This window comes from Sarcina sp. DSM 11001 (assembly GCF_900101015.1).
In the GTDB taxonomy this organism is placed as follows: Bacteria; Bacillota; Clostridia; order Lachnospirales; family Lachnospiraceae; genus CAG-791.
The window spans coordinates 142243-162770 of the sequence record NZ_FNFZ01000003.1; the positions used below are offsets into that span (position 1 = coordinate 142243).

A 20528-nucleotide genomic window follows, 5' to 3' on the forward strand; every position below is an offset into this window, starting at 1 on the left:
ATTCTCCCTCACTGGTTATCACTAATCTTAGATATATAGAATTCCTCAAGATCTCCAGCACCCGCATTCCATTCGCCTTGCCAGAGAAGCCTTCCTTCCTTCATGATCATCAGCCTGTCAGCGATATGTTCCAGATCGGATACGATATGCGTGGAAAGCAGTACGATCCTGTCTTTCCCGATATCCGCTATCAGATTCCTGAAACGGATCCGTTCCTGCGGATCCAGACCTGCAGTAGGCTCATCCATAATAAGTATCTGCGGATCATTCAAGAGCGCCTGTGCGATTCCAAGCCTCTGCTTCATTCCCCCGGAATAGGTGCGGACCTTTTTCCGCGCAGCATCTTTCAGCCCCACCAGTTCGATCAGTTCTCCTGTTTTTTTCAGAGCAACGGTTTTCTGCAGGCCTTTTACGGCTGACATATAAAGGAGGAAGTCTCTGCCTGAAAACTCCGGATAGTAACCAAACTCTTGTGGAAGGTATCCAAGCATCTCACGGTATTCTTCTGTTTCCACACCCATTCCATCACAGGTGACGGTTCCGCTGTCCGGGACAAGAATACCGCACAGGATACGCATCAATGTTGTCTTCCCTGCACCGTTTGCCCCAAGTAGCCCTGTCACTCCCTTTGTCAAAGTAAATGACATCCGGTCTACCGCGATCTTATTCTTATACTGCCTCGTAATCCTGTCCGCTGTTAATTCCATACCGCTTCCTCCATGATACTTGTCCACTCTCTGAGATTCCCTGCCAGGCTGCACGCTGTCAGGATAAATGCAGCTGCCCAAAAAACTGTCAGCCTCTCCTCATACAATTGGCCGATAAAGACAGGCGCAGCCGCAAAAAAGAAAGAGGACAAAATACAGATCAATATGCTGCCCACCCCCTGTTCAGTACGATGTATTCTCTCATAAATCGCCCCTAACCACGAAGCGGTCAAATAGGGCACCATCATGTACAGAAATACCCGGATCAGAGAATATGAAAAGAATGGCTGGATAATCAAAATAACGATGAGAAGTCCCCCCGTATTTACAGCTCCCACCAGAAACATTCTCGCAAGTATCACGCTTCTTAAGGAAAACCTGGCAGCATGCTCGAGCTCTGCCATTCTCCAGCGAAAAGACCTCCTTGTTTCCAGAAGGATCCCGAGAGCAAGAAGCGGTGTCAATGCAAATGGATAATTCCCGGGATGTCTGCAGCACACCCATGTAATAAATAACAGCAGGAATCCGGACAAGATCCAGATCCATTTCCCGATATAAAACAACTGGCCTGCAAGGAATTCCCCATGGCTCATTACCGGGAGGCGCCGGTTCATCATCCCATGCTCTTTTAAATGTTGTAAAAATTCTCTTTTTTTCTCCGGTCGGGGAGAAATGCAGAGCTCCCTGATCTGCAAAATAAGTCTCTCTTCATTCATACTGATCCGCCTCCATTTCGACCCTGACTTTTTTCAGAATACTTTTCAGTTTCCTGTACACTGCGAACCTTGAGATCTGATACAAGCCGCTTATCACAGGTACAGGAACATCATTGACGTATCGGAGAAACAGCAGTTCCCTCTCTTCCGGTGAAAGAGACTGGAGGGCGTTCTGCAGACTCATTTTTTGTATAAGTGAGTTTTCAAACCCATCCGTCTCCTGAAAATCCATTTTTTCATCCAGGCTGTATGTAATTGTTTTATCCCTGTAATGCTGACTGCAGAGATTGCGCGCAATCGTGTACAGATACTGTAATTGCCGGTTTTCATCCCTGTAGGTCCTGCTCCCCAGAAAGCGAAGGAAGGCTTCCTGTGTCATATCTTCCGCCATATGCCTGTCGTGAAGATGAAAATACAGATATTTGAAAATCCGATCATATTGATCTTCCAGATTCACAGCATGCCCTCCTCTTTATTAAGTCTTTTCATAAATGTATAACGGAAAAAAGCCTGGTTTGTGCGCTTATAAAACAGCACTTACCCATTCTCGTTATCGATTCGATCAATCCATACATCGGAATAATCTTCCTTCTTTCATAAATGGATTTATAAACAGCCGGTGCAAGCTCCTTCATCAGGAGCCTGCACCGGCTGTTTTGAGCTATATCACGATCTTCAATTGTCCCAAAAGTGTCCCAACTATACCGCCGAATCCCCCGGGAGTCCAGTAAATACAAGGCACTCAGGCAAAAAGGAATGCCCTGCCGTGGCACACGAAAAGTATACGAACCATAAAAATTAGTTCATTCTAACAGACCTGTTTTGCCGCAAAATGCCGCGATTTACCGCGATATCCTGCCGGCATACCGGAGATTCATTCTGTCACGAAATCAGGTCAAAAATGCAAAATCCGGCAAATTGAGGCAAATCGGGGACGCCAACAGTAGTCAAATCGTAGTAAAACCGAGGTGGTTTTACTACTGCCGTTTTTTGAGTCCCAAAAATAGGACTTTATTTCAGGCGGGTTGAAGGGTTGAAGTTCAACAACTGGAATTTGATTGTTTAACCTTCGGTTTTCCGGGGTAACGGAGCCCGAATAATTCAAATCCCGCACATACGCAATGGTTCACTGCCAGAAATCTCATAGCTGATTCCTGCCAAATCCAGCGCATCCAGAAAACATCTGAAATATCTATCCGAAGTATAAGGCTGCATGAATGCAAGAAAGAAACTGTGATTGAAACAAGAGATCTCACAAAGAATATCTGTAATCTTCGACAGGGAAGTCACGATATACTGCTCTTCGATATAGGGGTCCAGCGGCCCGAAGGTTTTGCTGTTTACATAGGATATGCAGATACTTGCCTGCGCGATATCCGGGGATGGAGATGCCAGCATCTGCTTCATCTTCTTGATTTCCCAGAGTGAATTCTCCGGTTGAGCCTGCAGCATCAGCTGTCCGCGGGCGATTGTACATGCTTTGGCGATATCTTTCATATCCCGTGCCTTCGGGAAGTCCAGGAGGGCCTCACCCACAAACATACGGTAATTGGGACGAATTCCCAGCATCGCCTTGTGATCGATGCATACAGAAACGGTAATCGTCTTTTCGCTTTCCGGATTCCAGCGCCTCGCTGCTTTTGCCAGCAGCACGGATATCAGCACATTCGGGCTGCCGTCATATTCTCTGCAGTATTGCATGACCTGTCTTTCGGAGAGCTTCACATAAAAGACCGTTTTTCTGCTGTCCACTCCGTCACTCAGCCGAAAGAAATCGGGAATCGGTTTCTTTTTATACAGGGGGGCTTCCACACTGCCGATATCCAGTTCGCTGAACGGATTCCCTGTTTCGGATTCCGGGATCATATCACCCGGCAGGCGGAATCCGGCCGGATCGAAGGTTTGTCCGGTTGCCTTTGACAGATACAGGAACATTGTACTCTTGACATAAGGCAGCACTCCCGATGCATCGGTTAGGGCGTGGTGAATCTCAAATGCTAACCGGCGTCCTTCGTATTTCCAAGCCGCGAGGTGGTAGTTGGACACTTCGGAATGAAGACAGATCGGCTCCCATGTGTTCCGGACTGTCATGCATAGATCATTCGGCACGGTGACCAGGTCATCCCCTCGGTACGCAGCTTTGACATAAAAGTACGGAATACGCACCCTCATCTCTTCCACAGCCCACCGGAGGATATCCCCGTCCACAGGATCGTTTAGGGAGAGTATCACACCCATGACATTCTGGTGCTCGGGCACAGAAAAATCAAGATGCGGTTCATAAAACTCCGGCATATATTCCTCCATAAGTCCCGATCATCGTCAGCTTTACAGCCAATCTGTTTCGATAAATCCCGATTGAACAAAATCGCTGGGCGATGGCATTCCAAGGCTGTGGCGCAGCGATTTTGTTCAAATAGAAATTATCGATATGTCCGGCAGTCCTGCAGGTAATGAAAAACAGAATCTATGCCGCACTGCTTTTTGGAACGTAACAGCACGCTTTTAAGGGGTAAGTGTGAATGTGCAGACTGCCCCCTTAATCTCCGCACCTTTTTTGTCGAATGCCTGTATCGTGACATCATAAGAGTTCCCCGCCATCAGCGTATTTTCCGGGAACACATTATAAAATTCATAGAGCGCCGGGGTCGATTCCCCGTCCGGTTCATCGATTCGTGTGACCCCAACGGCCTTCGTCATACTGAAAGGATCAGAACCGTCGGAAGGAGTGAATGTGTAGACCAATGAATCGGCTCCGTTTAAAAGCCGGTAATAGCTGTAAATATCATCATCGGGCACAATTTCATCATCCTGCAGCTGATAGGGTTTCATAACACCGGCAACCGCAAAGGCTCTCTCCGTGGCCTCCCAGCCGTCCGAAGGATCTGTATCGCTGTCCAACACCTGTTCTTCAGTTGTTAAGAACACACCGTCTGAGGTGTTTTCCTTAACACGATCGATGCGGCAGATCCGTATGTTTTCGTTCTCATCGAACGCAATGATTTTGGCCTGCCTGCCTGCAAAGGCTGGTTCTCCCAGGTCGAATAAATAGTATTTCACAATATCAGGGTTCTCTACATTGTGTTCAAGCTGCAGGTACCTGGCGACTTCAAGTGCATTGGACGTACTTGAGGCCATATTGCCGTATACGAGCATATGGATTTTGCCTGGAAGATACTCAGCTGTCTCACATGAAACGGACATAGGCATGAACGACATCTGATAGAATGTTCCAAAAAAACCAGGAAGCAAATCATCGAGAATCGTCAGGTTTTCTTCGGAAACCCATGAAATGAGCAGATCCTTACCACCTTTTTCGATTGCGGTATCAGATGTTATCTCATGGACGATCGTGCCCTCTTTTCGTCCAATTTCGATTTTCCTGGAAGTCGAAGCAAGTTCTTTTCCATCCGGGGAAGACAAAGTCACCTGAATCCGGTACTTCCCCTCAGACAGGGCATCATAGGGTCTTCCTTCGTGATCAACAAGTTCGAATCCATCCTTTTCAGCCTGACCATGTTCCGGGTCAGTGGCTGATACGATGAGAGCGTAAAAATCATGATCGGTATATACACATTTTACTGTCGCGTCATGTGCAGACCTATAAGGGTTATTTTTATCAGCAACAACCAGTTCGGGGGCAGTATATGCCACCTCGGAAAAATCAGTGTCTTTGTTAAATACCGTGATATCGTCTCCAATGACAGACGGAAGTACGCGGTCAGTACCTTTCTGATCAGCTGCAGCATAACGCATCTCTTTCCCTGCTGCATCTAGAAGCGTCACCCTGAGGATTGCATCGTCCGGTATCTCGCCTGACAGCGACCCGGAGACCTTGAAATGGCGTCCGGGCGCAATTGTTGATTCTACATCGCGCGGAGTTTTAATTTTGACTTTTACTGTTTCCTGTTCGACAGAAACAGCTGTTTCTGACGGAACCCCCTTGCTGCATGCTGTCAATAAAAGCACTGAAATAACGGTGAAATAAAGAAGTATAATCGTTTTAATTGTATTCTGCTTCTTTGGCCTTTCCACGGATAGCTTAAACATGTATTCATCCTTTCACAAATTCCGATTGTACTTCTGGTATTATTTGTAATAAGTATCAAACGGTCACTGTCTTTAACACTCTATCTGGTTATATTTCTTGCATAGCCAGATTCACAGCTTATACGACATCTTGCGGTTACTTTTCTCAAACGTAGTAAAACCGTAGTAGAAATTCCATAGCTTGCCGCGATTTGCCCCGATTTGCCCCACAAAAACCGTCCCGCCTAAACACCGAATCAGCTGGTATTTTCTTTATTATTGTAGGGGTGTATTTTCTTGTCAAATCCAATTCTGCTCAAAACAACTCACTTCCTTTAAATCGTCCCCAGGTTGGGGACAAATTGTACTTAATTTTCCATATTTGCAAAAGAGCTTCAACAGTCACGAATCGATATTGACAAATGCTTTGTGGATGTCGTTGCCGAAACCAGCCTTCCGATTCGTAGTCGACACTTTCTCCCAAAGAATATAGCAGTCAACTACAGCTAAACTTCTTTTAAATATTCCAAATTCTATTTTTAAATACCAAATATAAAAATATTTTTTATATTTAAGCTTTAAATGCTGAATTTCTCATGGATTCATGCTATCATGGGCACTGAATAAAACCAGATGAAGGAGGTGACTATCATGCTATGTCAGTTTTCATTCAGCAATTTCCGTTCCTATCGGGATGAAACCACATTCGATTTCCAGGCAGCGGCTCTTTCGGAGTTCAAGGACAGCCTTATAAAGACTGAAAAAGGAAATGATATTTTGCCGGTCGGTGTGATCTACGGTCCGAATGGAGGAGGCAAGTCCAACCTTCTTGCAGCTCTGGGATGCGTGATCTCACTTGTCACAGAACCAGTTTATGAGCTTGGCAAGAATCACGCCCGCTTCATCATGCAGCAGAAGGTTTCCTGTGTCCCGTATCTGTTCGACAAGGATTCCCGGGAAGATCCTTCCCGTTTCCAGCTGTTTTTCCGCATCGGTGAATATGAATACCGCTACTTTATTGTACTTCTTCACGGCGAAATAGAGGAGGAAACGCTCTATCGCCGCAAGCTCGGTGCCAGCCGGGCTGCCAGGATCTTTGAGCGGGATCATGGAGAGATTTTCCTTGGGACAATTCTCGGAAGCAAGAATATCAACACTGAAGTAAATTCCAAAATGCCTCTGCTCTCCTTCCTTGCGATCAACTATTCCATCCCCGTGATCGTAGAAGTCATTCGCTGGTTTGAAGAGTGCATCATCCGCGACTATGCAAATCCTTTGGCAGAGCAGCAGATCCTTCTCTCCGATGATGACGTATCAAAGAAGCAGTTCCTTACCATGATGAATGACATGGGAATCGGCATCACCGGGTACCGTTTTGATCAGCAGAGCAATGAATTCTACCTGCAGAGGACCATGCATGATACGCTCTATGAGCTCCCGTTTTCCAGCGGATCCGATGGGACCAGGAAGCTGTTCGCTGCGCTCCCTGTTATCCTCATGGCCCTGAAGGAGGGGCGTCTGGTAATCGTTGATGAACTGGATGCCAAGCTGCATCCGAAACTTCTTCGTTATGTCATCCGGCTCTTTACGAATCCGGAGATCAATAAGAAGGGAGCACAGCTGCTCTTCACTTCGCATGACATGTCCACAATGAAGAACAGCATCTTCCGCAGGGATGAGATCTGGTTCGCCGCTTTGGATTCAGAAAACAGCAGTGAAGTCTATTCTCTCTCTGAGCTTCGTAAGGAAAATAACGATCCCATCAACAACACGGCTGCTTATGATAAGCAGTATCTGGAAGGACGGTATGGGGCTGACCCTTATCTTAAGAATATGCTGAGCTGGGAGGTGTGACGATGAGCCGTAAACCTCCTAAAAAATCCGATATGGGCAAGTCCTGGATGAAGCCCCGTCGTGATTCCCGGCAGATGATTTCCCCGGAATATCATCTGATCGTTTCCGAGGGGCTCACGATGTCCGGGGGACATCGGTTCTGAGCCGACCGGAGCGGAGCGGAGACCAAAAACAGAACCAACATATTTTGAGAAAATCAAAGAGACGATAGATGCCAAGTATCGGGATCGTATTCATCTGGATATCTCAGGAAAGGGCGACAACACTGTAAACCTGTTCAACCGGGCTGTGAAAGACGTAGCACGCAGCAACAATGTTTATAAGCATGTCTGGCTGGTATTTGATAAAGATGATTTTCCAGCGGAGAACTTTGACCATACTGTTGAACTTTGTGAGGCAGAAAGCACAGAGGAAACCAGGTATCATCCCATATGGTCGAACCAGTGCATCGAGCTATGGTTTCTGCTTCATTTCATGTTCCTGCAATCAGATCTTCATCGGGATGAATACTGGCCAAAGCTTAGCGAATGCCTGAAGGCAAGAAACCTTGGTATCTATTACAAAAATCGAACGGATATGTTTGATATTCTCCGGCCTTATATGGATGATGCAATCCGGAATGCAAAGATGTTGGTAGAGATTAATACCGGAAGAACACCCAGCAAATCTGCCCCCGGAACGATGGTTCATTATCTTATCAGAACACTGAAACCATACCTGTGATCTGATGATAATCCCTCCGTCGGAAAAAAACGCCTGATATGAAAAACGACATGTGTCTCCAAAGAAAAACTCCTTGCCCTGTCTGCATTTTCTTCAAGGCAAAGAGTTTGATTATCGACATACTTGCATGTCGGTTCGAGTACCTGCAAGCCGTCTTCCTGACATAACGTACAATACTATGGTATTGCTCTCTATTTACGCACCAACTTGGTGCGTAATTTTATTTTCACAAACAAACTTGCAGCCAGGATCTCTTGTTCACAACAAATCATGGACAATTTACGCGACAAATTGTTTCGCAATTTCAGAATCCAGAAGCAATCCGTCAGCTGTACCTGCTTTCTGTTTCCGCAGCATCAGTGTTAATATTTTCTAAATAGTGTGTCACAACAAAGGCCACTTCCGGGGCTCTTTCCTTCATTTCTTAAACAGTTCTTCCCAACCGCCCTCAATTGGTGTACTTGTGGTGTACTAATCCCTGCTTTTTTCTCTGACACCCTTGATTTTACTGGCTCTCCGGGCTTTTACAGAATAGTGCCGTGGCAGACAAACAGTATTTTTATCACTCTCTCCATAAGTCTCCAAAACCCTTAATATTATCAACTTCTTCAGGAGTGCCTTGCCCACCAAAAGTGGCTGCAGCTCCCACGACAAGCTAAAGTATATCTGTTTAAGCCTCTCTGATAAAACGCAAAACCTATTAGTTTTTGAGGTTTTGCGTTTTGATAATTACGCTTTTTCCAAGGCATTCTCATTCAGCAGAAAATCCAGTAAATACATCATCCGGTATCCATTCTCAAGATTCGACAACGGATTTCGATCCATAGTGATCAGAATCTTCTTATATCCGTCATCGAGCTTGTGGAACGCTGAAATCTCCCGTTCCTTCACCGCCTCGTCCTGTATAGTGTAAGAGACCTGGATGTAATATTGCCTGCCGCCGAGTTCCCTGGCGACAAAATCAATTTCTTTTTCCCGATTTTTCCCGATATCTACAATATAGTCCCGACGAAGCAGCTCCAGATATACGAGATTTTCAATAATATGCGTGATCTCGATCTGCCTGTAATGAATTGCCGCATTACGAAGCCCCATATCAGCAGCATAATACTTATTCTGAGTCTTCAAATACTCCTTCCCCTTAATATCATATCGGTTTACACGATAAAAGAGAAAAGCATCACAAATATGGCTTAGATATCTGCTGATAGTTTCATTATCCACCGACTTAAAACCATTGCTTTTCAGCGTGTTTGTGATTTTATTTGTGGAAACATATGCGCCGATCGATGAACAGAGGTGCTCTATTAATGCAATAAACAACGCCTCATTACGGATATCATAGCGATCTATCATATTCCTGGTGACCACCGTGTTTACCATCATATCCAGATAGGCTCGTTTTTCCTGTTCTTCCGTTTCCCGGACAGCATAGGGCAGCCCGCCGAACTGCACATACTCATAAAATGCATCCGTTTTGTCGATCTGCCTGTACGCAAGAAATTCGGCAAACGACAACGGGAAAACCTTTATTTCAATACCACGTCCGCGAAAGATTGTATTGATATCGTGAGACAGCAGCCTGGAATTGGAACCGGTAATATATACATCCGTATTGAATTCCGCCTTGATCGAATTGACTACTTCCTCAAACCCATCTACAAGCTGGATCTCGTCCAGAAACACATAGTATAGCTCGTCATCATGAATAGCCCCGGCTATATAATGATAAAGCATATCTCCGTCCCGCAGCGACTCCCATTTCTTCAGATCAAGCGACACTTTGATAATATGATCCGAAGGAACACCCTCGGACAAAAGGCAGTCATAAAATAATTCATTCAAAAGTACAGACTTTCCGCATCTGCGGATACCGGTAATCACCTTCACAATGTCCTTTTTTTGATATCGGACAAGCTTGTTTAAAAGTTGATCTCTTCTGATATACATCTTCCAATCACCTCACCGCCTATAATATAAACGCAAAACTTCAAAATTTCAATAGTTTTACGTTTTGATACGGCAGAATCGTCCTCAATCCGGGGACAATTCTATGATTGTTCTATAATCCATGTTTAACCCATTTCTATCGAGAATGAAAAGCATTTCCTTCTACACAAAAAAGCCAGTGCATATCGCCTTCGTTGGTGTGGAAGGAGCCTGCACCGGCTGTTCCGAGCTATATCACAATCTTCAACGGTCCCAAAAGTGTCCCAACTTCCTGCCCGGATTCCCCGGAAGTCCAGTAAATACAAGGGACTCAGGCAAAAAGGAATACCCTGCCGTGGCAAACAAACAGTATCTTTATCATAAATCATATCCTCATGTACCTGGCATCCCGAAAGCTGCCTATCTTTTTTATCTCCCCTTTTTTCTGAAGCTGTCCAAGCACCAGCTCCACTGTTCTTACACTGATATCAGGGACTTTCTCTGCTATTTCCTGCTTTGAGATCGGCACCAGGGAATTTAGCACAACAGCTCTTACTCTTTCTGATTTTTTTGCTTTATGCAATGCACCATCGATAAAGCGGTCATCCAGTTCCTTGTAGCAGCGGTACAGAATCTGCATGAAATTGATCATAAAAGGGGTGTAGTCATTTTCATTGCTGTGCCAGTTCAGCGACGACTTCTCCAGCGCTTCGTAATACGCTTCCCTGTACCTGTTAATCTGCTGTTCTATGGAAATATACCTGCCGATATCGTAGCCATGCTTATACAGAAGAAAGATTGTGAGCAGTCTGGACACCCTGCCGTTTCCATCCGAAAAGGGATGAATGCACAAAAAATCCAGAACAAGACATGGAATCACAAGCAAAATCGGGATATCACCATCCTGCCTGGCATCTATGTAAGCCAGAATAAGCTGTTCAATCGCGTCAGGTGTTTCTGCTGCTTCTACCGGTCTGAATCTCACCCGCCGCTTTCCATCGGGAGTATATTCCATAATCAGGTTATTATTCTTTTTAAACTTTCCTGCTTCCTCCACAGAAACAGCACCCGTTATCATCCTGTGCATCTGTAAAAGAAAGTCTTCAGTAAGATCCATTGTCCTGTACTCATCGTGAATCAGGGAAAGCGCGTCTTTATACCCGGAAATCTCCTTCTCATCATGAGAAACAGGGACGGCACCTTTCACCAGATCTAAAATGCGGTCATCTGTTGTCACAATTCCCTCAATCGCATTACTCCCCTTTACAGATTCAACGATCGCTCTTTGTTTCAGCGCATCAAATGCCTTAGGATTCTGTTTTCTGCGCAGGGTTTCCTTTGCGTTCAGATCAGAAATAACATTGGAAATACTGACGATTTGGCCCGGTATCTGATTTTTCAAAAAGCTGTAATCGAAAGTTCTCATACTTCCTCCCCATTTACTTACTATATATTAACAAATTTTAGTAAGTAAATCGAGCCCTATCATCACACTGGCAGGTTTCCATTCAGAGCTTTTTCTCTGTCACCCATCTCAGGCCGCCTGTCTTCGTACGCCTTTTTCGATCTTAATATGATTTCGCCGTCGCCGGCTCCATTCGGGAGTATGAGACCTGATTCGATGTCCTCTAATCTCGTATCCTCCTGCCGCCTGAACTCTATTTTTCGCTTCCCGCCTCTTGCCCGGAACCGTTCCTCAATAAGCCTGCAGTCTCTTATATTTCCGCAGGCCAATCAACAGCGCCGCTATCACGATCATAGCATATAAGACAGGGGCTGCCTGATAATTCAGGAACCGTCTGCCTGCGAGATGAATCAGCCGGTAATTGGAAAAACCGGAATTCATCAGGATCGCATTCGGCCTGAGAAGTCATATCTTTTGTAATAAGCTGTATCGATCCGGGAACTCCGCAAACAGATCGATCAGGAGATATCCCATTAATCCGCAGATGGTTGCCAGTTGATTCTGCGTAATTACAGAAAGCAGCATTGTCACAGCAGCAAGCAGAACAGCGGCAAGCAAATTGAACCGGACATATTTCATCCGGTGGCAGATAATTCAAGACTCGCTCGCGAGTCTTGCGCGCCGGATGCGGGTTGACATGTCTTGTTTTTCAAAGACATGTCAACATCTTCCGAACCGCATCCGTGCGCATCCTCGCGGAGCGTTTATTCTTCATCGCGGGATTGTACCCACGATGAAGCGAGTTTCCCTTTTGCGCGCGTATCCCACGACTGAAGTCACGGGTATTGCGCGATGAAGAATAAAATTCTGATTTTCTTCATTACATCCCCGAACTTTACATATTTTGAAACAGCTCATCCAGTGTTATTGTGTTGATAAAATCGCCAAAATACTCCACATGTCGTAAACCAAATGTTGTAATAAGCGTATTGTGAATCGAAGCCTTCTTTGGAAGGATTTCCCGAAGAAGACGCTCTCTTCGCATAAGCGCAAAATGACAGTCCTTGTCCGCAGTAAACTCATCGTTATAGAATTTAATTTCACACATGTTTACCACATTATCTTTTCTTTCAATAATGAGGTCAATCTGTGCTCCCTCTGCATCTTCTGTACCCTTTTTGGACCAAAGTGATTCTTCCGTACTGACTCCACTGATCCCGAGAGCAGCTTTGATCTGCTTGATATGGTTGAAACACAGATTTTCATACGCCAGGCCATTCCAGCTCACTACAGCCTGCGTATTTGCAGCACCAATCCATTCTTTCTTTTTTCTTGAAGATTTGTCACTTACAAATCTTAAGTAAAAAATACAAAAGGGATCTGTAAGTTTATAATAGCTGTCCCGTTTACCATTCCCGAAAGAATCATATTTCATTATGAAGGCTCCGGATTCCAGCGCTTTAAGCTGCCTGCTGAGTGAACCGCTGTCTGTAATGCCGGTTTTGCTCAGCAGCTCCTTTCTCGTCAATCCCCTGTTTTTCGAATTCAGGGCAATTACAATTGACTTCATCACCTCCGGATTTGTAAAAAGGGAGTAAAACAAACGTTCAAATTCATCTTTCAAAGGGGCGCCTCTGTCAAAAAAGAGAGCCTGTATATTCTGTGTAACGCTTAAAGCTTTGTCAAAAAAATTCAGATAGAATGGAATACCTCCTGCCATCATATAAGCATAAGCGATGTCATAGCGGGATAGCGAAAATCCTTTTGACAGGAAAAACTGCTCACACTCATACAGATTAAATGGCTGAAGATCTATCTCATATGTGAGCCTGCCATAAAGGCCCCCGTAATTGTTTACCAGTTTGTCGAGAACCCATGAGGTGGAACTTCCGCACGTAATAAGCATTATATTATGCCTGTGGCATGCCCAACTGTTCCAGAATGCCTCAAGTCCTGTTATAAAACCTGCTTTGGGTGTGTCCATCCACTGAATTTCATCGAGGAAAACCAGAAGTCGTCTATTAGTGACATCTTTTTCAGTCAGAAAACTCTCCAGCATATAAAATGCTTCCAGCCAGGATTTCGGTGGATCGCATTTCTTCATTCCCTGCATCATGAGTGACTGGTGAAAATGAGCAAGCTGCTCTCTCATACGATTCTTTTTAACGCCGCCTTCGTCTGTGCCGACCGGAGACAAACCGGCATGTCTGAACGTAATATCACCATAAAAAACTTCATCAATAAGATACGTCTTTCCTACTCTTCTTCGCCCATATACCGCAACAAATTCCGCCCGTCCGCTGTCATACAGTTCCCTGAGCTTCTTCTGTTCCTTCTTCCTGCCTATTATCATGACAATCTCCATATTTTATATTTTTCGGTCAACGCATTATTCACTGCTTTCACCGAAAATTATATAGTTAATCCAGAGCCTCGTCAATGTTGGATAAAATTATATTTTTCGGCGAACCATTTAAAATATGCTTTTGCCGAAAGTTATATACCAATCATAAAAACCGGTGCAGCTCACTGCTGTGGAGCCTGCACCGGCTGTTCTGAGCCATATCACAATCTTCAATTGTCCCAAAAGTGTCCCGGTCATCCAGCCAGATTCTACCGAAAGTCCGGAAAATTCTTCCTTTTTAAGCAAGTTCAGAACATACCGATATCCGACCTTTGTATTGTAACGAACTCCCTGTTTCAGATCGATATAGCGCTCCGCAAGTTCAGTGACTGTGATCTGACCGCCGGAAAAGCGGATCCCGTCTTCCCGGTCTTTCTTTATAGCTGCTTCCTTTCTCATCAAAGGAGTAAATTCCAGTTGATATTCCCGGAACAATTTTATAATCACTGCTTCTGTGGTTCCGGAAAAAGACACGATCCCGACCTCACTCTTCAGGTTACGAACATCCTCAAGCACTTCCCTTGTCTTTGTCTCATGGATCGAAAAGACGTATTTATCCGGATTTAATTGTTTTATCACTTCCGTAAAAGCTTTGATGGCAAAGTTATAATGCTGTGTGGAAACAGAAAAATGTTCTTTATCCATATCCTTCGACAGATACCTGTCCTCAAGAATCTCATACTGACCAACCGCCTTCTTCACATATACCAGGAATTCCCTGCCTGCCCCTGTCAAAGATATTCCTTTGTTCGTTCTTTCAAATATCAGTATGCCCAGTTCTTCCTCCAGTTCACGAATACTGGCTGACAAAGCCGGCTGAGTTACATAAAGTTTTGAAGCCGCTTCACGCATGGAAGAAGATCCGGCTATTTCAAGTACATATTTCAGTTGTGTTATATTCATACCTCTCACCTGAATTCATTTTCATATAGCCTTATCGGAGATATCAACCACATAATGGTCGCCATCGACCTTATCAATTACATATACATTTATTCCCTGGCCATCTTAGCGTAGACACTCTTCTGAACAATCTCCGGAATTGCGATATTTTCTCACCCAATTTCACGAGAAACCTTTTCGCGGATTTCGCCTATAATACATTCCCCTAGCATAAAACAATAGCAATTCATCTTCAACTGCATCTTTGCTCATAATGTAAGTATACGGAAGTCGAAAAGGAATCTCCGTTTTTTGAATTGTGACAAAATCAATCCACACATTGGTATCACTGCTGATATACTGTATAGTTTAAACCTCGTTAAAGTGATACATAACTTCCAGTTGTCTCCAAACATGGCTTCCACGGCATCTTCTGTGCCTTTAAGGCCCAGATATCGAAGTGCATATTTTCTGCTCTCTCCTCATGTACCTGGCATTCCGAAAGTTGCCTATCCTGGCTTATTTTCGGACAACATAAAAAGGCGGTTCTGTATAGAACCGCACCACTCACTATATCGTTATCGTTATATCTGCACTTGTTCTGCCCCCGGGCCATGTGTAATTTGAGTCTTCTTATCTTCTCATCCAGACCCTACTGTCCGCCGGAAAGACATGGGGTGATTCGCCCCCCGCATTGCAGGCCATACAGACATCATTAATGAAATCGCTATCCGTCATTAACTTCTGCAGATCGAGGCAGTCGAGCCATTTCAGCCCATAATTATTATTGTTCAAAAAAATGAAATATGTCTTAAGTCCTGCCGCCTCCAAAACCGCCCAGCTATGTACAGCACTCACCTCTGTGCCAAGCGGAGTGCCTGCCCAGTTAAGCATTATATCCGACGTCCACCCGGGCGGATCACCCGCTGCCACAGCAGTTTCGTCTCCCACAGAGTCTCCCACGGAGTCTCCCGCGGAGCCACCACTCGCTGCCCCGGCAGCAAACACCAAAACCGGCACCCCGCAAACCTCTCCTTTGACCGTTCCTTGTTTCAGGAACTCCGGAGACACATTATCCGTATCAATAAACGGAGAGACCGCCCGGATATTGCCCGTATTATAATACAGCTCGAGCATTGTCGGCAGGCCGCAGCAGCAGAGATCACCCATCTCAGGCCGCCTGTCTTCGTACGCCCTTTTCGACCTTAATATGATTTCGCCGTCGACGGCTCCATTCGGAAGTATGAGATTTAATTCGATATCCTCTAATCTCGTATCCTCCTGCCGCCTGAACTCTATTTTGCGCTTTCCGCCTCTTGTCCGGAACCCTTCCTCAATAAGCCCGCAGATCACCTCCGCATCCTTCGGGTCAAAAGAATGATAAAACACGATCGGTCTCTCTTCTTTCTCAAAACCGGGTTCCACCGCAGTTTCTTTCACGGTCTCCCAATAAGTCTCTTCCGCCTTTTTCAGATGTTCCCTGTAAACCTTTTCTTCCGGGCTGTCCGTGCACTCCCTGATCAGTTTCCTGAGGATCACCGCCGCCTTTTCCGCTTCAGAAGAAAAACCGGTCGTTTCCGCCGCAGCGATGCAGCTCCGCGCATAGTCATCAAACGCTTCCCATCTCTGCGTATACTTTCCCAGCTGCTCTGACTTCCGGCTCATCTCCATAAACAGCAAGGCAGCTTTTTCCTTGTCGCCGGCTGCAAGCGCCTCATGGCCTTGCTCTTCCAGCCGCAGGACCTCTGCCCGGCTCTGATCGTATTCCTCCGATTTTCGAAAGGGAGTCAGCCTTTGTTTGCGGACATAGGTCGGCTCACTCACCGCCCGCTCATGAGATACCATTCGATTTCCGTCGGAATCGTTGTGATCCCCTGGAGGATCTGCAAGGCACTCCTTCGCCTCCTCGGCAAACGGCCCCTCCACGGCAATCATCTCCCGGCAGAAATCTATGACATCCTCCGTCGTCATCCCTTCCTTCCAGCCGCATTTGTAAGTGCGGTAACTGAAAGCATATTCCCGGGGCGCGGGGTAAGAGTATTTTGTCAGATAGCAGAACGCGAAGCGAGCCATTTGCGTCGGCGCTTCATAGGCCGCTTCTTTGAGGATTTCCGCATCAGGCTCCCTGGCCACCTGCTCTCTTAGGACATAATACTCCTCATACTGATCATCTTCCGGTTCTCTGGGATTCACCCTCCTCTCAGGAATTTCACTGAACCTCAGCTTCTTCATCAGCATATTCTGACGAGAGCCATACGCATGCTGAATAATATACTCAAGATAGTATTTGTCTTCTTCGGGATCCAATTTCCTGATCTCCTGCACATTGGGCAATGGAGTATCCCAGTCATTCCACATATCCGGATGAAAAATGCCTTTCATAAGCTTCTCCCTCCCACCATACCACACTTACGCTCTATTATACTATAATCGAAAAAAGCGCCCACCGCCAATATGGCGATGGGCGCAGTTCCTTCCGTTCAGACCACTCTGAATCCTGATCACACAACCTGTCTACGAAGCCCTCCACCTGCTCAGGTGAAGGGCCGCTGCTGAAGCAGGTTTCCTTCGATTTATTCGACGGCCTTCAGGGCCTCTTCGAGCCTCTCCCTGTATTTATCAAAATATGCTCCTTTTACGGGAAGGGTCAGTACTCTGCCTTCGCTGTCAACGAAATAGGTAGTCGGCAGGCCGACCGTAAGCAGAGTTTTCGCAAGCTCATCCGTCTGCCTGATGTTGGTGTAAGTAACGCCATTGTCCTCGAGGATCTTAATGACCTGTTGGACATTTTCATCATCCAGGTCAGTGCAGATCCCGATGATCTGGCAGTCCTTCTCAGCGAGTTCTTTACTGAGTTCCTCCAGTTCCGGCATCTCCTGCTTGCAGTAAGTGCACCAGGTCGCCCAGAGATTGATCATCGTCACTTTGTGTCCAGCAAAGAGATCGGCGGAAGATACCGCATTCCCGTTGATGTCAGTGGTCTCAAAGGAGAGCTTTGTCCCGACCGGAGTGATTTCGAAGGCTCTGTGGGCTCCTTTGAGGGTTACGCCGCTGAGCACGTCCTGCTCCGCGTTCGCCATCACATCCTGATACTCGGCATACATCTCTTCCGGCATTTCCTCCCTGAACATGTCATCATAGTCTGAGTAGTCGGGGATTATATAATAATAGTTGTAATCGCCTGCTGTCCCGAGCTGTCCGGTCTTGCTGATCGTGGATCTGTCCTCGACGAATTCATCCAGTACCGTCTCAAAATCCATATCATTTTTAATGGCGACGATCATAGCAGTTGCCAGATTGAACTTGTAGTAATCATCGACTCTCTGTCTGACTTCATCTGTCTCCATTTCACTTTCAGTGAGCCCGTAATAATATGTCCGAATAGCTTCTCTTTCCTCGTCTGTCCTGGGAAGATAGAGCAGATTCGAGTAGAAAATATTGGAATTGAAGTCAGTCTCACCTTTGTCCGCAGCATGGTACTGGCCTTTATACTCTTTGTATCTTTCCGGCACCTTGAACGTAAAGCCTGTCATGTCAAAAGACCACTCGGAGTCAGTTTTTCTGTATTCTCCATCAGACTTCTGTCCGGCGCTTTCTTCGTTGGTCTCGTCTGCTGCCGCATCCGCCCCGTCCGCTGCATCCACGGCTTTTAATTCTTCGCCCTCTTTGAGGAGCCCAATGACAGCGATCCTGTCGTCCGCTGTCAGATTCGCGGTCTCGCTGCTCTTTTGATATCCCGCCGGCTGCTTCAGGATATGCGCTTCGTAATTGCCGGGATCCATGTTAAATACAGCCGCTCCGGTATTGTCGGTCACGCCCATCATGCACATGGTATCCGAGCAGAACTGCACCTTGACTCCTGCCAAAGGCTCTTCGGTATTGGCATCCTTGACAAAAATAATGTATCCGTCTGTCTGAGAGGGAAATTCCCCGGCAGCCTGCTGATCCGCCTGCACTTCTGCCCTGGACTGCGCCCCCGCGCTCTTTCCTCCTCCGCCGGAACCCATAAGAAACGGCGCGATCAGGCAGATCATAACAACGATTGCTACATACTTTTTCATAATTAACAACCCCCATCAGTTCTATTCCATCTCAGAAAGCAGCTCCTGAAGAGTTACCGAATACTGCTCCACGTTTCTGCCGACGATCGGGGAGCAAAGGATTTTTCCTTCGCTGTCCACAAAATAACTGGTGGGCAGGCCGACAGCCGGGAGCTGCTCATCACAGATCACATCGTTAGAACGGACATTGCGGAATGTCACGCCATGTTCTTCCAGAATCTTTTTGGCCAGCGGGACCATTTCTTCATCCTTCGCGTCATCGCAGATCCCGATGATCTGGCAGTCCAGATCGGCCCACTCTTTATTCAATGCTTCGAGATCTTCCATCTCTGCTTTGCAGTTACTGCACCATGTAGCCCAGATATTGATCATAGTGATCTTGTGGCCGGCGAGCAGTTCCCGGGAAGTGACCGGATTTCCCTCCAGATCCTGTGTTTCAAAAGATACAGCTGCTCCATCCTCAACATCGGGGTAAATCGACAAAGGCTCTTTGACCGTGATCCGGTCTTTGAAATTGCTTGTAGTCGCAGCCTCCTGCCAAAACTTGTACGCCTCCTCAAGCTTATCCTGCGGATAATCCGTATTACGGAGTTCTTCAAATTCACTTTCATCATCCAGGATCACATAATAAAACTTGTAATCACCGGCGGTGCCGATCTCATCACAGACCAAAATCGGTAAATCAAACATTTTTTTCTTGATTTCGTCTAAATCCTGGTCCCCGCGCACGCCCATCACGCGGAAAAATACCAGATTAGGCGAACCCTTATAGAATGCCTGCAGTTTGGCTATATCTTCATCAGTCAAATCATCCACCGAGCTAATGTCAATAGTATTCACATACTCCTCAAACTCGGCTGCAGTCTTAGCCTGGTATCCAACATATCCTGCCACTACGTCAGGGACGACACTTACTTCACCTACATCATTTATCCTGATCTCTCCTAACACATGTTTGAATTCTTCCGGGGCGTTAAAAGTGAATCCTGTTAAAGGGAGATCCAAAACCATATCAGACTCTGTGCTTTCGGTATTAACAGAATCCTCCGCGGTTTGGGACTCTGTTCCCTCTTTATCCAGAAGATAGACTGCCGAGCAGTTGTCTTTGTCGAGTGTTACCTCCTCCTCGCTTTTCACGTAGCCGTCGGGAGCCTTCATCATGTGTACTGTATATGTTCCGGGATCTTCTGAATGGAACGAGGCCAATCCGCTCTCATCCGTCTTGCCCATCTGGCACAGGGAATCGGAACAGAACTGCACTCTGGCATCCGGGATCGGGGCCATTGTCTCCGCGTCTTTGACGAAGACCAGATAATCACCGGAGCTTACGGTATCGTCAGCAGCTGCCTGCGTACTATCCTGGGCCGTATCTTCGGAAGGCCGGGCCTCATCCTTGGTCACGTCAGCCTGAGCTGCATCTTCGGAAGGCCGGGCCTCCTCTTTGGTCACATCAGCCTGGGCTGCATCTTCGGAAGGCCGGGCCTCCTCTGTTCCCTCAGTCTGTGTCGCTTGCTCCTGGGTCTCTGCCGCCGGCTTCTGGCCGGAGCTGCCAGAACCGCCGCATCCCGCAAGAATTGAAGAGCAGAGAACGGCAGCCAATAAAATAGAAATATACTTCTTCATAATTATCGTCTCCTCCTTATTCGAAATGTCATGATTTCTTAAGTCTTCTCTCCCGGTTGTACTGCTTCATTGAATTCTGCTTCATTGAATCAGGTACAATTGGGTATGGAAAAACGTTTAAGTTATTATACCACCTGTTTAAGCAATGCTATACAAGAAAAGAAGTGCCTGCCTCCCCCATGAAAGACCTGGTCG

Annotated in this window: 15 protein-coding genes; 3 read left to right on the plus strand and 12 right to left on the minus strand. The window is 46.2% G+C overall.

Annotation, left to right across the window (positions count from 1 at the left end):
- Positions 1–8 precede the first annotated feature (8 nt).
- From BLT02_RS02400 to BLT02_RS02420, 5 genes are all read right to left on the minus strand, one after another.
- Positions 9–707 (minus strand): ABC transporter ATP-binding protein, encoded by a 699-nt coding sequence (locus tag BLT02_RS02400; RefSeq protein WP_092991265.1) that lies wholly within the window; start codon positions 705–707, stop codon positions 9–11.
- Entirely contained in the window at positions 698–1423 is a 726-nt protein-coding gene (locus tag BLT02_RS02405) for a hypothetical protein (protein ID WP_092991266.1), read from the minus strand. Before BLT02_RS02405 ends, BLT02_RS02400 begins: the two co-directional genes overlap by 10 nt.
- Complete coding sequence (locus tag BLT02_RS02410) at positions 1416–1880, minus strand: RNA polymerase sigma factor (protein WP_092991267.1); 465 nt, start codon at positions 1878–1880, stop codon at positions 1416–1418. Before BLT02_RS02410 ends, BLT02_RS02405 begins: the two co-directional genes overlap by 8 nt.
- A gap of 644 nt (positions 1881–2524) precedes the next feature.
- On the minus strand, positions 2525–3718 hold the full coding sequence (locus BLT02_RS02415) for a hypothetical protein (protein ID WP_092991268.1): 1194 nt from the start codon (positions 3716–3718) through the stop codon (positions 2525–2527).
- Positions 3719–3928: 210 nt separating this feature from the next.
- On the minus strand, positions 3929–5179 hold the full coding sequence (locus BLT02_RS02420) for a hypothetical protein (RefSeq protein WP_092991269.1): 1251 nt from the start codon (positions 5177–5179) through the stop codon (positions 3929–3931).
- 924 nt (positions 5180–6103) lie between these two features.
- Between BLT02_RS02420 and BLT02_RS02425 the strand changes: the two genes are divergently transcribed.
- From BLT02_RS02425 to BLT02_RS02430, 3 genes are all read left to right on the plus strand, one after another.
- Positions 6104–7306, plus strand: coding sequence for an AAA family ATPase (locus tag BLT02_RS02425; RefSeq protein ID WP_092991270.1), 1203 nt, complete (start codon positions 6104–6106; stop codon positions 7304–7306).
- Between the two features lie 2 nt (positions 7307–7308).
- Positions 7309–7449, plus strand: a complete 141-nt coding sequence (locus BLT02_RS18175; RefSeq protein WP_347474863.1) for a hypothetical protein — start codon at positions 7309–7311, stop codon at positions 7447–7449.
- A gap of 64 nt (positions 7450–7513) precedes the next feature.
- Positions 7514–8029: an RloB family protein gene (locus BLT02_RS02430; RefSeq protein ID WP_347474872.1), complete on the plus strand. Its 516-nt coding sequence runs from the start codon at positions 7514–7516 to the stop codon at positions 8027–8029.
- Positions 8030–8758: 729 nt separating this feature from the next.
- Here BLT02_RS02430 and BLT02_RS02435 read toward each other — a convergent pair.
- From BLT02_RS02435 to BLT02_RS02470, 7 genes are all read right to left on the minus strand, one after another.
- The gene (locus tag BLT02_RS02435; protein WP_092991271.1) at positions 8759–9979 is read right to left on the minus strand and encodes an ATP-binding protein; all 1221 of its coding nucleotides are present in this window, start codon (positions 9977–9979) and stop codon (positions 8759–8761) included.
- A gap of 364 nt (positions 9980–10343) precedes the next feature.
- The gene (locus tag BLT02_RS02440; protein ID WP_092991272.1) at positions 10344–11384 is read right to left on the minus strand and encodes a Fic family protein; all 1041 of its coding nucleotides are present in this window, start codon (positions 11382–11384) and stop codon (positions 10344–10346) included.
- 874 nt (positions 11385–12258) lie between these two features.
- Positions 12259–13716 (minus strand): AAA family ATPase, encoded by a 1458-nt coding sequence (locus tag BLT02_RS02445; RefSeq protein ID WP_175453652.1) that lies wholly within the window; start codon positions 13714–13716, stop codon positions 12259–12261.
- Between the two features lie 120 nt (positions 13717–13836).
- Positions 13837–14670: a LysR family transcriptional regulator gene (locus BLT02_RS02450; RefSeq protein WP_092991274.1), complete on the minus strand. Its 834-nt coding sequence runs from the start codon at positions 14668–14670 to the stop codon at positions 13837–13839.
- Positions 14671–15282: 612 nt separating this feature from the next.
- A complete protein-coding gene (locus BLT02_RS02460) occupies positions 15283–17031 on the minus strand; it encodes a hypothetical protein (protein WP_092991276.1) in 1749 nt (582 codons plus the stop codon).
- Between the two features lie 191 nt (positions 17032–17222).
- The gene (locus tag BLT02_RS02465; protein WP_092991277.1) at positions 17223–18710 is read right to left on the minus strand and encodes a TlpA disulfide reductase family protein; all 1488 of its coding nucleotides are present in this window, start codon (positions 18708–18710) and stop codon (positions 17223–17225) included.
- A gap of 21 nt (positions 18711–18731) precedes the next feature.
- Positions 18732–20333 (minus strand): redoxin domain-containing protein, encoded by a 1602-nt coding sequence (locus BLT02_RS02470; RefSeq protein ID WP_092991278.1) that lies wholly within the window; start codon positions 20331–20333, stop codon positions 18732–18734.
- Positions 20334–20528 lie beyond the last annotated feature (195 nt).